The sequence below is a fragment of the Posidoniimonas corsicana genome (assembly GCF_007859765.1).
Lineage (GTDB): Bacteria > Planctomycetota > Planctomycetia > Pirellulales > Lacipirellulaceae > Posidoniimonas > Posidoniimonas corsicana.
This window is the reverse complement of the sequence record NZ_SIHJ01000011.1, coordinates 1-13,920: the sequence shown is the minus strand read 5'-3', so window position 1 is coordinate 13,920 and position 13,920 is coordinate 1. Positions and strand designations below refer to the sequence as shown.

The 13,920-nt window shown below is 65.1% G+C and carries 12 protein-coding genes; 4 read left to right on the top strand and 8 right to left on the bottom strand.

Features of this window, described 5'->3' with window-relative positions:
- Positions 1-164: 164 nt before the first annotated feature.
- The 7 genes from KOR34_RS26200 to KOR34_RS26170 form a co-directional block, all read right to left on the bottom strand.
- Positions 165-1,103, bottom strand: coding sequence for a type I-G CRISPR-associated protein, Cas3-extension family (locus tag KOR34_RS26200; RefSeq protein ID WP_146569116.1), 939 nt, complete (start codon positions 1,101-1,103; stop codon positions 165-167).
- Entirely contained in the window at positions 1,100-4,051 is a 2,952-nt protein-coding gene (gene cas3g, locus KOR34_RS26195; RefSeq protein WP_146569115.1) for a type I-G CRISPR-associated helicase/endonuclease Cas3g, read from the bottom strand. The genes KOR34_RS26200 and cas3g overlap by 4 nt, the downstream gene beginning before the upstream one ends.
- Positions 4,051-5,727, bottom strand: coding sequence for a type I-G CRISPR-associated protein Csb2 (gene csb2 / locus KOR34_RS26190; RefSeq protein WP_146569114.1), 1,677 nt, complete (start codon positions 5,725-5,727; stop codon positions 4,051-4,053). The genes cas3g and csb2 overlap by 1 nt, the downstream gene beginning before the upstream one ends.
- Positions 5,727-7,097 (bottom strand): type I-G CRISPR-associated RAMP protein Csb1/Cas7g, encoded by a 1,371-nt coding sequence (gene cas7g / locus KOR34_RS26185; RefSeq protein ID WP_146569113.1) that lies wholly within the window; start codon positions 7,095-7,097, stop codon positions 5,727-5,729. The genes csb2 and cas7g overlap by 1 nt, the downstream gene beginning before the upstream one ends.
- Positions 7,098-7,468: 371 nt before the next feature.
- Positions 7,469-7,921: a phage terminase small subunit P27 family gene (locus KOR34_RS26180; RefSeq protein WP_197531765.1), complete on the bottom strand. Its 453-nt coding sequence runs from the start codon at positions 7,919-7,921 to the stop codon at positions 7,469-7,471.
- Between the two features lie 952 nt (positions 7,922-8,873).
- A complete protein-coding gene (locus KOR34_RS26175; protein ID WP_146569111.1) occupies positions 8,874-9,677 on the bottom strand; it encodes a ParB N-terminal domain-containing protein in 804 nt (267 codons plus the stop codon).
- Positions 9,677-9,931, bottom strand: a complete 255-nt coding sequence (locus KOR34_RS26170) for a hypothetical protein (RefSeq protein ID WP_146569110.1) — start codon at positions 9,929-9,931, stop codon at positions 9,677-9,679. The genes KOR34_RS26175 and KOR34_RS26170 overlap by 1 nt, the downstream gene beginning before the upstream one ends.
- A gap of 683 nt (positions 9,932-10,614) precedes the next feature.
- Between KOR34_RS26170 and KOR34_RS26165 the strand changes: the two genes are divergently transcribed.
- The 4 genes from KOR34_RS26165 (at position 10,615) to KOR34_RS27365 (ending at position 13,704) form a co-directional block, all read left to right on the top strand.
- A complete protein-coding gene (locus tag KOR34_RS26165; protein ID WP_197531764.1) occupies positions 10,615-11,808 on the top strand; it encodes a tyrosine-type recombinase/integrase in 1,194 nt (397 codons plus the stop codon).
- Between the two features lie 177 nt (positions 11,809-11,985).
- Positions 11,986-12,237, top strand: coding sequence for a helix-turn-helix domain-containing protein (locus KOR34_RS27620; RefSeq protein WP_146569108.1), 252 nt, complete (start codon positions 11,986-11,988; stop codon positions 12,235-12,237).
- A gap of 206 nt (positions 12,238-12,443) precedes the next feature.
- Positions 12,444-13,547: a GP88 family protein gene (locus tag KOR34_RS26155; protein WP_146569107.1), complete on the top strand. Its 1,104-nt coding sequence runs from the start codon at positions 12,444-12,446 to the stop codon at positions 13,545-13,547.
- Positions 13,548-13,569: 22 nt separating this feature from the next.
- Positions 13,570-13,704 carry a hypothetical protein gene (locus KOR34_RS27365; protein WP_261342708.1) on the top strand — a complete coding sequence of 45 codons (135 nt, stop codon included), beginning with the start codon at positions 13,570-13,572 and terminating at the stop codon, positions 13,702-13,704.
- On the opposite strand, the gene KOR34_RS27275 is transcribed toward KOR34_RS27365, so the two are convergent.
- The coding region (locus KOR34_RS27275) for a hypothetical protein (protein ID WP_228714772.1) at positions 13,701-13,920 on the bottom strand (220 nt) is incomplete at its 5' end. The two genes, KOR34_RS27365 and KOR34_RS27275, sit on opposite strands and share 4 nt — an antisense overlap.

The following is a 13,920-nucleotide window of genomic DNA, read 5'->3' as shown; positions in this document are numbered from 1 at the left end:
GGGAGTCCTCCGTGCCGGGAAAAGTCGGCTTACTACAGGGTAATTGGGAGTTGGGGGCGACTCAATGAGCAGGAAACACCTACGCCACGCGTTCTGCCGGCGTGAAGTTAGGCGTCTTGCCGACAAGGATCTGCCGAGTGCAACGGCGGACTCCTTGGAGCGTGCTACAAGATCGGCTCTGATTGGCCGAAGGCCCATTTGTAGTTTGCCCCGTCGCCCATCTTCTTCTTCTCCGCCCGCAACACACGTGTGAGACCTCGTTCCTCCGAGTGCTCTCGAAGGTCATCGACGGAGCTGCGGAGAAGCGATTGCATGGTTGAGATGCCCAGGAACCTGTTCCACAAAGGCCAAACTAAGAAGGTCTTGCGATCTGCGCGCGTGAAGCCCATTGTCCGCAGCTGTGTGGCGGACGAGGGTACGCTCGCCAGCATCTGAGTCACGCCGAAGAAGGCCAGGACGTTGGCGCCCCAAACGGTCCGAGTAGTCTCTCCGCCCGGGTCGGCCCAGCGATACGCGTACTCGCGAGCGTCTTCTGGGTCCCATCGAAAAGACAGCTTCTCGTCACGGTAGCGCCAAGGGCCTTCAATGGCTTCTTTCAGGTGTTCGGGGGTGCAGTTAGCAAGCAGCTTGTTAGCCGTTTCGAGGTAATGCTGGTGGCCGGACCCGAAAATGAAGTGCAGTTCGGTCGGTTGGATGCGCGGTAGCTTCTCGTGGACGACGGCGCTGCACCCGAAAGACGCGATCGCATCCGCGGCCGACCGCTGATCCCACGTCGACTCGGAAATGGCTCGCGTTTCGGCCTCGCGAAACACGTTCGGATCAATCGACAGGTTCTTTCCTAGGTGCAGGTAAAACTCGTTACTCGACGGCGGGGAGCCGAGCCGTAGCGCATCCGTTAGAGCGGACACGACTTCATCGACACTATTGAAGCCGGTCACGGCCGGGAAACAGCGATCAACACTGGCCTGCCAGCGAACCCCCACCGACTGCATGCCACGAGCCATCGCCACGGTTGACACGAGCCCCAACGCCGCCAGGAATCCCAGCGGGTTCGTGCCGTCGAGGCCGGGCAGCGCCAGGCCTTCTTGCTCGATGTCGCTCACGATCGGTCCTCCGCGGCGCTGGCTTGCTGATCGGCCAGTCGGAGCGTCGCCTCGAGGTACGACAGGCCCCACCAGCCGTGCCGCCGCACCAGCCGCCAGAAACGGTCGACAACTCCCGAGTCGAGCCGGTGCGGGGGGACCGCCCCGGCGCGATCGGCCGCCGAGAGCTCGGTTCCGCCGATCCGGAGCCCCGGAAGCTCGGGATCAACGACCACCGGGACGAACGGCGCCGCGTGGCCGTGGTGCGAGGCGACGAGGTGCAGCACAAGGTCGCGCAAGTGCGGGTCGTCGGGCAGGTCGTCGCGACGCTCGGCGAGTTGGAGCGAGAGCAACTCGTGGCGGAACCCCTCGGGGAGCCCCGCCCGCTCACGCGCGACCCGGTCCTCCCATCGTGCGCGGCGGACGCCCCCCGACTTGGCGAACGGGCTGTTAAGGTCGCGAGCGGTCCGCGGCTTGCCTTGCAGGTAGGCCTGGAACCGGGGGTCCGCCTTGCCGTCGTCGTGCAGTTCGGCGGCTCGCTCCAAGGCATCGGCGACGTCGCCTAGCGGCAGCGTGCCGAGCGTCTGCTTCAAGAACTTGACGACGTGTCGGACATGATCTTCGAGCGAGACGGGGTCGCGGCTGCGGGACGGGTCGTCTTCACCGTCGTCCAGAGCGGGGAGAGCGTTCTGCTCGCCGAGCCGGTTCTTTGTGCGTAGCACCAGGCCTTGCGGCTTGCCCCCCTTGGGCGGGTAACGATCGATCCACAATTTCTGCGAATCCTGATCAGCCAAACGACAGAAGCGCTCTTTCCAGTCCTCGTCGCCGATCGTGTCGGCCGCGGCGGCAAGCAACTCGAGCAAGCCCTGGTCGGAGGTTGCGTGCTCTTCGGGGTCGGCGGTCGCATAATCCATCAACGCTCGGATCGCCTCCGCGGCCGGTTCCACGTCACCGTCGGGCTCTGGGGCTCCCCATAGCGGTCGTGTGCTAGGGTGGAGCCGCAAGAGGGCCCGGTGGTTGGCGAGCGAGTAGGCTTGTTCTGCCACGTCGATCGTCTGCTCCGTGGCGTCGGGGACGTGGCCCAGCACGTCCCAGCCGCCCGCCGCGGCGGGCAGAACTAGCGTGTCGCCCGGCCGCAGGTCCTTGAGCGACTGCAGCGCCTCACTCCCCTCACGCCCCCGCCACAGCACCGCGGCCCGCTGGACCGATGACGACGCGATGGGCGCGTCGTCCGTCGCGGTGACGCCGAGTAGGTCGGTTTCGATGGCTCTATCGGGTTTGTCGTCCTCCAGACGCTCGCCCGCGAGCCAACGCTTCAGCCTGCCGATCGGCACGCTCAGGCACTCGGGCGACGTCGGGGGCACGAGGGACACAATGTCTGCCCACTCTTCCTGGGCGCCTTCATCAAGGTCAGCCCGCCAGCAGACGCGGACGTCGGTCGCGGTTCGCTCCGGCCCATGCAGGAAGAGGCCCACGTCCGGGTCGGGCGTCGGCCGGGGCGAAGTCTGCCGCCAGAAATCGACGTAGACCGGCAGCATCACCGGCGCGTCAGCGTGCGCGGACGGAGCGAGCAGCTCCGGCGGGATCACGGCCGCCTCGCCCTCGCTACGCAGAAGGTTGTTGAACGCGTCGATCCCGAAGTCGACGACTCCGTCGTCGTTCTTTCGCTCGTGGAGCCAATCCCAGGTCGCCTTCTGAGCGTCGCCGTAGATGGGGTCGTCCTTCTTGGCGCCACCGGACAGGATCGTCGCGCGAGCCTCGATCAACCGGCCGCCGCGATTGAGACGGCCGAACCGTTGCCGCAGCGCGTCGAGCGACGCGCACTCGGTCACCAGGACGTCGAAGTCGTAGTCGGCGCCGACTTCAAGACACTGCGTCGAAACGACGATCGACGCATGCGGCGTGTGACCGCCTTCTCTACGGTCTAGGAAGCCATTGATGCGTTCAGTCTGGGCGTCTCGGTCGATCGGCCGCATCGAGCCGATGACCAGCTCAAGCGGGAACGCTTCGCCGAGCTTCTTTCGTAACTCCGCGTGGATCGCTCGGGCGGTGGCGACTCGGTTGACCATCACGGCGACGGCGGTGGGCGTATCGCCTTCGGCCAACTTTTTGGCCCTCTCGATCGCTTTCCCGACGGTGTCTTTGGCGTTCTTCGTCGCAACGAGTTCCGCCGGTTTGAGAGCCTCCAGGCGTCGGGCGAGCCCCTTGTTCCCTCGATCTTCGAGCGTCAGCGCGAAGCCCTCGGCGCCATCCGCGGGCGGCGTCGCGGTCATCGGGACGACTCGCATTGGCGCGACATCGATCGGCTGCTCGTTCCACTCTTTGGAGAGATAGCCCCCGACCCCCTTGAGTGTCTGCGAGAACGGGCGGCTGATGTGGGCCTCGTCGAGCAGCACGAGGCTGTCATAGGCGATGAGGGCTGCCTGGATCGGGGCCGCCGAGTTCGAGACGCCGTACCCGCGGAACAGCAGCCGCGAGCCGAGCTGATCGACCGTCGTGGTGACAATCGTGGGCTGTGTGACCGACCGGGCCCACCGGTTGTCGCGGTAGGCGCCGCCGCGGAGTTGAAGCACGTCGAGCGCGGGCGCCGTCGGGTTGCTTCCCTCACCGGCAATCCGTCGTAGAGCTGCGGCGACCTGGCCGAGCGGTCCGGGGTTCCCCTCGGCGTCGGCGAGCTTCTTGGCGATGTCGAGCGACCGACGGTACGCCTCGTCGACGATGACGCGGCGGTTGACGCAGAAGAACAGCCGGCGGGGCGCCCTGCGTTCGGCGGACGGCAGTTCGGCCTGCCGCGCCAGGGCGTAGACGGCGATGTCCAGGCAGGCCGTCTTGCCAGCGCCGGTGGGCAGGTCGATGTAGTCGGGCCATTCGCCTGCCACCGTCGACTCGGCAAGCCGGGTCTGCCAGTCGTAGGGCTCGCAGCCGTCGTGCAACGCCTTGAAGAACTCTCCAAACGTACCGGCGCCCATTAGCCTCCCCCCGCGAGCGGCTTGAAAAGGCCGTACCCAAGGAATCGACCGGCGCCGAGCAGCACCGGGCCGACAACGGGCTCGGCGAACTCGACCCGGGCGTGGACCTGGGGACGCGAAGCCGACCCGGTCTTTGCTGGGAAGAAGGGATAGCCGTCGCCGAGTGGAGCGTCGCGATCGACGCCAGGCTGCCCGCGGAGCGATCGCCGCTTGGAGTACGCCCGGGGGGCGCCACTCAGCCAACTCGTGGTGTCGATCTCGACGCTCAGCGGGGGGGGCAACTCGATACGCTCACAGGCGGAGATGATCAGTGCAGCGACTTCGTTGGTCCAGCCGACGCGGTCTTTCGATCGCTCTGCCTTCGGGAAACGGTCGAGCACGACCGGCGTCGCCGACGCCCAGACCCGGGCGCCACGGGGCGACGACGTCCACGCTTCGGGAGCTAGCGTCCAACGCGTTTCGTTGAAGTCGATCGGCTGGAGAGTCGCGACGCGCGGTCCCTGCTTGACCTTCAAGACGATGCCCGCGTCGCTGCCCAGCAGAGGGCTGAACACCTCGTCACGTTCCTCCAGGTTCTTCCAGGCATTTGGGAAGACAATGGCTATGCCGAGCAGCGCGCCGTCGGAGTGCTCGTGGCCGACGTTCACCAGCGGTGCGTAGGCGACGTGGCCGTCGTCGCCGGTCTGTTTGCCGCCATTAGGGTCGTGGCCGTTGATCCAAGCCAGCTTCCTGTGTTTCTCCTCGACCCTCTTGATCACGGTCTTGCGGAGCAAAGACGTGACGCGTAGCGTGGCGGCGGCGGGGAGCATGCCGGAGGTGACCCGCAGGATGGCGAGGTGGTGATCGAAGCCGGAATGTTCGGCATCGGCCGGCGGCTGCCGCTGCAGTGTATAGGCCGACTCGGTGCGGACGTTCGGGCGCCCAAACGGTGGCGGTTTCGTCGCCGACCGCCAGGGCTCGCCGAAAGCCGCCTCGAACTCTGCTTTGGCGGATTTCTGCTCCTTGCCTCCGCCGCTTCGGATGGCCAGGTCAAGTTCCGCGAAGCGTTCGATCTCACGCACGCGGGTTTGCGCGGGCAAGCTGTCCAGAAGCCCCGCTGAAGCAACGCGGAGATGGCCGAGGGCCGCGCCGCGATTGGTCGTCGGGGCGTAGTGGTCAGATTGTTCATCCAGACCTAGGGCGTCACTTGGCTCAATCCACATCCGGACCAGAGACGATGAGTGCCCAAGGCGAGTCACCTTCGCACACAGCCGATCGAGGGCTTCAACATGCGGTCCGATTGCGTTGGCGACCGGCCACTTAGCGCGGCAGGGGAAATGGCCAATCCAGTTGCGGGGCAGTGTTCGAGCCTGCTTGTTGCGAGTGACAGCCGGCGCCGACTGCAGCTTCGCCGCGGACGCCTCATTCTTATCATTGACCGGTACGTAGAGGGTGACGCTCGACCTCTCGAAGACATTGCTCCGCGCCGGCAGGATCAACTCCGGCGGGCCGAGCCGCTCCAGCTCGCGTAGCGCCGCGCCCTCGTCCTCGGGCTCACCGGTCTCGAACCAGGCGGCGGCAAGCGCCATGAAGACCCGTGCCGGGTGGGGTGGCCACTCCGGTCGGTTGCGGTCCACTGGGTCGGTCGAGACGGCGTAGCCAGTCAGATACTCCCAGGCGATCGTCAGGCCCGCCATCACTCGGCCTCGCTGCCTTCGTCCACCGTGAGCCGTTGGCTATTGGCGACCAACTGCACCAATTGCTCCGACGGCTGAAGTACCAAGGGATCGTCACGCCACGGGAGGCCCTCGTTCTTGGCGGCTTCAACCGACTGGTTGAACAACTCGACCGCCTCGTCCGCCGTGAGCGAAACCGCCTCGGCCTTGCCTCGTTGGAGCAGTTCCCACGAGAGGGACTCTTGCGTTGGCCATAGCAGGCAGCGGCTCCGTAGGTCGAGCCCCGACTCGTCGGCCAGCGCCGCCGCACAGAGTCCGAGCGCCGCAAGCACGGTCCGCGCTGCCGCGTCGCGTTCCGGCATGCAGTCGCCATTCACCGGAAACTTCAGGCGGCGCAATGCGGGGAGTGAGAGGACGATAGATTGCTCTGCGCAGTCAATCGTGACGCCACCCGGAGCAATCTGCCCTTGCCGTGCGTCGGTATCCGTGAGTGGGTTCAAACCTTCGGCACCCTTCGTAAACTTTCCGAAAGATGGCGTGACGTTACTGTGATTCGCTTTTGATGGATTGCCTGGAGTGCCTTCGCTGTTGCCGCTTCGATTGTACGGAACAGGATTACCCTTTTTGTCTTTCACTACCGCCGGGTCGTCAGTGTCGGACGTCCAGTCCAATCCACCGTCCGCATTTCGGTGGTAGATCGTTGCCCCAGCCTTAATCGACAATGGATCGAGACGGCTGCTCGTCTTCACTCCGAACACGGCGTTGAGGCCGACGATCTCGCTGACCATCGCCCGCTCGAACTTGGCCCCAAGGCCCCCTTTCGGTCCAGTCGAGTCCCACATGCCGAAGAGTAATGCCGTCGGGCAGAGCTCGAACAGCACGGTCGCGTCTTGGGCGGAGACACGCCGCAGCCGCTGACCGTAAGACGACTCTTTCTTGAGGTCCTTGTGGCGGAACTGCTTGTCTTCTTCGGTGACCACGCTGTCACGCAAGATCGCGTCGGCGATCCGGTGCGGCACCTGAAGCGAGGTCACCTTCCCGATCGGGTCGAGAAGCGGCTGCTCGTCGGTGGGGTCGCCATCCCTGGAGAACCGATCGGAGAAATCGACCTCGATCACCGGCAGGCGGATTCGCCCCTCATCTACAGCCGTCTGGAGGGCCTCCTCCATCCGGTTTGCTTGGCTCTGAACGCTGTCAAGCAAGACGCAGGTGATCGGCTCAACTTTGTCGGGAAGCCGTCTCTTCTCGACCGCGTAGACGGCGCCCGCATAGGTAGGCGGAAAAACCTTGGTTCCCGGCCCTCCGGCCGGCTGCAGCTCGACCTTCGTCCGGAATGCCGCGGCCCGACCGGCGACGGCTTCGCGTAACTGCTGCAATCCGAAGTCGCCCATCGCCCGTGCCTCCGAAAAAGTGCTGAGTATACTCGTTCCCGACCGAGAAATGCGATACCCCGTAACGCCGAAAGCGGCACTCGACTAGCGTTGGCGCCCGTCATCTCGGCAGGAGTCGGCCTTTCCAAAGCTGGACCATCCACAGCTGCTTTGGTTCCGACCCTATCCGCAGAGGTCACCTGCACCGCTGCGCAATGGCCCCACGGCCGGAATCGCTCCCGCCACAACCCCCGATCGATGTAACCCGCCGGCGGCCGCGTACGCACTGACCCGACGGGCGCCGACTAAGTTGCCAAAGACCCAGCACGTCAGGGCGTCGTCGAGTACGCCGCGGCGAACTCCTCGACGGATTGCCAATCGGCCCAATATCGCTAGCAATTCATCGCCGCCGCGAGGTACTGCTCGAATCGGTTCCCCGTCTCGACCGTCGAGGTCTTGGCCGCGACGTCCAGGCGGTCCCGCGCGACCGGGTTCATCCCGTAGTCGCGGGCGATGTCGAGGATCATCTTCTCCGCCCCGTTCAGTTGCCCTACCGCCGGATGCTGGTAGGGCGCGCCGTTCTTGCTCTCGCAGGTCCGGCCCTCCTTCTTGAGGATCTTCCGCAACTCGTTGCGCTCGGCGACCTTCTCGCAGAGCAGGCCGAGAACGAACGCGTCGACGTCGGCGAGCAGGCCCGGGACCGAGTCGAGCAGCTCGACGACCTCCCGGAACACCGCCTTCTCCGCGGCCGTCAGCTTCAGGCAGCGGGGAGGCGAGAGCGTCGCCACGGTCCGCGGCGCCTTCACGCCGCCCCCGTGGCGGTCCTTCCTCGCCGTCCCTTGCATCTCGTGAACCGCGGACGGCTTAGCCCGCGGACCTGATCGACCTTTAACCCCCGCCATGCGGAAACCCCCTCGCCCCATTTAGTGACGGAAAATCTACACGGTGGGGGAAACGGTCTAGCGTTTCTCAATATGAGAGAATCCGCCCGCCCCCCCCTCGGGTGGCCACGGTGGCCACTTCACCCGCCCGCCGCCGCCGGCGCGCTGGCCACGGTGGCCATTCCTCGCCGCTGGCCTAGCGACGTGGGCGCTGCGCCCACGTCTCTGCTCGCCCGGAGACGTGGAATCCGATTCCACGTCTCCGGCCTCAGGTGGATCCGACGCCTCCGATCCACTGCTCTGGCGACGTGGGAACCGTTCCCACGTCTCCGGTCTCAGGTGGCCGCCGCGGCCACTTCCTCGGCCGGCTCGGCACCGCTGGCCGCCGCGTTTCGGAAACGAAACGTCTCTCCGCTACTCGTCGCCCGCCTCGGCCGATCCCAGAGCGCACGACGGCCTCCCCCTGTGAGAAATAACCGTTTCGCTGCACGCGATGGGCGTTCTCGCTAGGAAGGTGTCTGTCGCGGGAGTCTTGGTCGCTTTTCGTTGGCCGAAGTATCGACGTCTTGTGATCGAACGCCGCGTCGCTTACCCGAGTTAATTCGACTCTCACAATTGCCCAGGGCGTTGCCGTCATGCGGGATCGCCACCCGCCCGTTGCCTGGAAAACCCTTTCGGGGAACTCGGTTCGCTGTCTCGACCGCGCCGCCAGGAGCTTCTAACTGGCGGAGTCGCTTTGCACGGCCCTTTTTGGTCCCGGGGAAGCGCCGTCGCGGCATAACCGGCTGTCGAGGTTCGACAGAAGACTCCTCGTGCTCTTACGCGTCTCTAGTGGTTGTTGTGTTCGGCGTGCTACAATGGCGACGCTCTTACGTGAACCCTCGGCCGAGTAGCTTCGCGGCCGGGGGTTCTTTTCTTAGCCCCAAGATTCCTTGGCGTGCTGGGCGATCTCGTCGTTGCAGTGGTTCAACAGTTCGGCCAAATCCTGCGAGACGTTGCCCTTTGAGATCCAGTCGTCGACCGAGCGAACCCACGCCCCGAACGCCGCTCTCGCGGCCTTGCGATACCTGACAGGGTCTACCTCCTGCCCAGTCTTCTTCCGCTTGCACGGCTTCTCGGTGGCCCGCTCGCGGATCTGATCGCACTCCTTGAAGAACGCTTCGTCCTCGTCGGAAGTGCTCTGTGGCTCGGTCTTGGGCTTTGGGGTGGCCCTTTTGCGCGCTGGCTGCTTGCGGCCGAGTGAATCCTCGCGTTTCGTTTCCGAAACGTCGCCTAGTTCACCCCGCTCGCCTCGCACGCGGATCACTAGGTCGACGCTCACCCGTGCGGCCTGCGCGATCATGTTCGAGGACTTCTGGCCCCACTCCTCGTCATCGAGGAGGATCTCGACCGAACGCCGCTTGTCGGCGTTGGTCCGACGGACGCCGTGCGCCGCGTTCGCCTGCGCGGCGTGGATCCGGGCGTCCCGCTCCGTTCCCGAGCGCACGTCGCAGGTCACGAGGATCCGTCCGATCCGCTCGTAGGCCTCGAGGCGGTGCCACCCGTCGCCGATAAAGTACCGCCCGTCGGGACTCGGCCCGAACACCACCAGCGGCGGAAGGACGACGTCGGAATCCGCGGCCGCGGCGTAGTCGTCGATCGCCGCCGGATCGACAGAGGCCCGCGCCTGCGTGTCGGCGTCCTTGTCGAGGAGCTCGATCGCTAGATTCTCCAGGGCCATCAGTCCTGCTCCTGCGGGCTAGTGGCCGCCGCGGCCAGATGCGCCAGGTTCTCGATGTAGGCGATGCCGTCGCTACCGCGGACGTACTTGCGGCGGCCGACGCACAAGGTCTTGAGAACGACGCCGGCCAGCCGAGCGTTGCGAATACTGGTGTCGCCGAGGCCGGCCGCCCGCTTGAACTCGGGCAGCGTGTAAAGAGTGGCCGGCTCGATAACGCCGGCGGGTTGGGGCTTCGCCCGCCTCTGAGTCTTCATTGCAGTCTCTCCGACGGTTGGTCGTCGGCCTGAACTGCAACGAAAAAGCGGCAGTGCGAACCGACGACGTGAATGGATAAATCCACATCGTTGGTAGGCACAGCCGCACTGGCTTCGCTCGTCAACGTCCCGTTGGCAGCCCAGTTGGGCCGCAGCTCCCGCGGAGCTGGAGACGCGGAGACTGTCCTAACCTTGCCAACCGCCGCGCTCGCTTCGCAAACGACGCTCGATCAGCACTGTTTAGGTCTAGGCTGTTGGTCGCGACAGGGCACTAATAGCCGTTTGGTCGGCGACTCTTGGCGGATTATTACCACGAGCCCCGATAAGGTCAACTACATGATATCGGGGCGTTAAAGAAACGTCGCGCGAGGTGTCAACACAAGTGTCAACCAAACCTCGGTTTCAACTAGCGAGGACCGCTTCGCGCGCGTTCGTCGTTCCCGATGAAAACGAATGTTAGCGCGATGTTAGACGCGCTATCGGCGAACTTCTAATCCGTAGGTCGCTGGTTCGAATCCAGCTGGGCGTGCTCCGAAAAACCCCTACAAAACAAAGGGTTTCTCGAGTTTCTCGCCACTCTGGCGGCATTGCCGGCGCCAGCGCGTACACCCGGTAGTACACCTGTTAGGGCCAAGCGGCCCTCCCGGATGCGCTGGATGCCCGTCCTACGCAAGGCCTTACCGATGGCGACAGCTGCCCCTGCAAAGAAGAAGACCCAACCCAAGAAGCCGTACCCCGACTTCCCCCTGTTCCCGCATGCGCGCGGCTACTGGGCGAAGAAGATCCGCGGCAAGCTCTACTACTTCGACCGCTGGGAGAACCCCGACGCGGCGCTGCAGCAGTACCTCGACCAGCGCGACGACTTGTACGCCGGCCGCAAGCCCCGCGCGGTTGGGGAGGACGGCGTGTCGCTGCGTGAGCTCTGCAACGTCTTCCTGACCGCCAAGCAGTCGATGGTCGACAGCGGCGAGCTCTCCAACCGCCACTTCCAGGACCTCCACCGGACCTGCGGGCGGCTGATCAAGGCGTTCGGGAAGCACCGGCTGGTCGACGACCTCCGGGTGGACGAGCTGGCCGAGTACCGCGCGGACCTGGCGAAGGGCTGGGCGCCCACGACCCTGGGCCCCGAGCTTGCCCGCACCCGCTCGGTGTTTAACTTTGGCTACAAGGCCGGCGTGCTGGACAACCCGGTGCGGGCCATCTCGGCCCTGGCGGCGCCGTCGAAGAAGTTGCTCCGGTCGCACCGTCAGTCCCTGCCCAAGAAGCTATTTTCGGCCGAGGAGGTGCGGGCCCTAATCGCCAGCGCCGACGACCTGCAGTTCGCGGCGATGCTGCACCTGGCGATCAACACTGGCTTTGGCAACCGCGACTGCTCGTCCATCACGCCTGATGCGTTCGACCTGGAGCAGGGGTGGGTGACCTTCCCCCGGGTAAAGACGGCGATCGAGCGGCGCTGCCCCCTCTGGCCGGAGACGATCGAGGCGATCAAGCGGGCGGCGGACGCCCGCGCGGACATCAAGCCCACCTCCCCGGAGCTGCGGGAGCTGGCGTTCCTGACGCCAGCGGGCAATTCGTGGGGCGGCGACGAGGTGGGAAGCCAAGTCTCCAAGAAGTTCTCGAAAATCGCCAAGAAGGCGGGCTGCTACCGCAAGGGCGTAGGTTTCTACGCGCTGCGCCACACGTTCGCGACCATTGGCGGCGACACGGGCGACCAGGTCGCGGTCCGCTACATCATGGGGCACGTTGACAACTCGATTGACGCCGTCTACCGCGAGGGCGTGATGGACGATCGGCTCCGGCGGGTCGTAGGGCATGTAAGGGCGTGGCTCTTCAAAGAATGTACGAATAGATGTGCGTCGCTCGCGCCAAACCATTAATGCGTGACCTAGCCCACTACGTTACCGCCGCCTATTTCGGCTACAACCCGATAGATTCAAAGCTGCGTGGGCTGTATTAGGGCAGTTCACGTCCTTCTCGAAGGTACGATGCCGAGCAGGCCTCTCTGAAGGTCGAGCTCCGGGCGCAGGAATTCCCCCCGCGGGGAAGGAGAACCTGTGCGCCCGTACCTTACTCCAAACGACGTCGCGAAGCAGCTCGGCGTCAGCACTAGCCATGTGTCGCGCCTGATCGCATCCGGCCAGATTAGCGCGACCAACGTCGCCGTTAATGGCGCCCGGCGTCCAACGTACCGAATCGACCCGGCGGACGTCGACGCGTTCCTGACGAAGGCCCTCGCTCCTTCGAACTCTTCCGCCACGACAACGCGACGGCGCCGCAGTCAACCTGGCGTTAGTGCGTTTTTCTAGTCTTCCGCGCTAAGCCGTTGTGCCCGGTAACGGGCGTGCGTCTTGCGCCACCTTGAGCAGTGCGAAGGGCGAACCCTTCGCCGTTTTCCGTAGCCGCGGTCGAGTGCGACCACGGCACATCATCTCCCAACATGGAGAAAATCGATAGAAGTAGTGTCGCAGCAAGTGGTTCGAGTACGTGGAGTCGCGTTCCGACGAAGACTGAAGTGAGTGCTTCCTACGGTTCTGTAGACCCTCCTGAGAAGCTGGTCTCTCGGGACGCATGGGTCGCTTGGTGCTTTCTGGACAACTGGGGCAACCGCGACGAGTTTGCCCCCGGGCCTTATCTCAACGCCTGCTTTGCCCGCGAGGTTGAGGGATACGACGGTATCGCAATCGATATCAATGAGAACGACAGTCTTGTAGCAATTCGGCTCACCGATTGCCGCGACGCGGAGACTGGCGAGGTCGAGAGCTGGGCCCAGGAAGTCTTGGACGAGTTCGGATCGTACGCCTACTCCAGCACCAACGGCACCTCGGTGATGATCGTCTGCGAGGGAAAGCTCCCTGACGGCTGCCCCAACAACTTTTCGGAAGTCGGCGAGTCGGGCAACTGGGTGATCTTCGATTACCTTCGTCGTATTCCGGTAACGGGCGTGAACGTCAGCTGCCGCGCTAACGGCGAGATGAAGGTGATGGACGACGTGCGTCGCCCTGGTCGTGGTCGCCCTGTTGCACGGAAGGAGGGGCCGATGATGCTGCTCCGCACCAACGCCAAGCTGGCCAAGGCCGGGCCGGACCGCTACCTGCTAGCGGGCCTCACCATCGCGCCGCACCGGCTCTCGGGCCACGAGGTCTGCCCGGCCTCGACCGTCGGCTGCCGCGCGGCGTGCAACCTGTGGTTCTCCGGCCAGCGGGTGCTGCCCGCCGCGCGGAACCGGGCCCGGCTGGACACCCGGTGGCTTCACGAGGACCGTACGGGCTTCCTGGCGCAGCTGGACCGCGACCTGGCGGCCCATGCCCGCCGCGCCGAGCGGCTTGGCCTGCGCCCGCTGGTCCGGCTCAACGTGGCGTCCGACCTCGACTGGTCCGAAACCATCGCCCGCTGGCCCGGAATCCGGTTCTACGACTACACCAAGGTCAGAAGCCGGTTCCGCGCGTACCTCGACGGCCGGCTGCCGGAGAACTACACGCTGACCTTCTCGGCTTCAGAGTCGTCGCACCCGGCCACGCTGGCCAGCTTCCTCCGCCGAGGGGGCAACGTGGCGGCCGTGTTTGCGGTAGACTACCACCCGGCTTGCGGCCGGATCGGCGCTGCCGCGTTCGGTTAGGTACTGGGGCGCGGAGTGGCCGGTGATCGACGCCGACAAGCACGACGTCCGACTGCCCAGCGTCGACGGGTGGGGCGTGGTCTGCGGGCTGCGGCTCAAGGGGACCAACGCCGCCAAGGCCCGCGGACGCGCAACCGGTTTCGCGGTGCGATGCTAGAACTGCAACAACGCGTGGCGGCGCTGCTGCTGGCGATCCTGGATCGCCAAGACGAACTGCCGCCCCAGATTGTCGAGGCGGCTCGGGACTGACCCAGCCCCTTCAAATAAGTCCACGCCGTTTGGGATAATCCCGGGCGTCGAGGACATGACCTTTGAGGAGGTAGAAGGATGCCGAAGGGTAAGAAGCACGGTCCAGAAGAGGTGATCCCGAAGC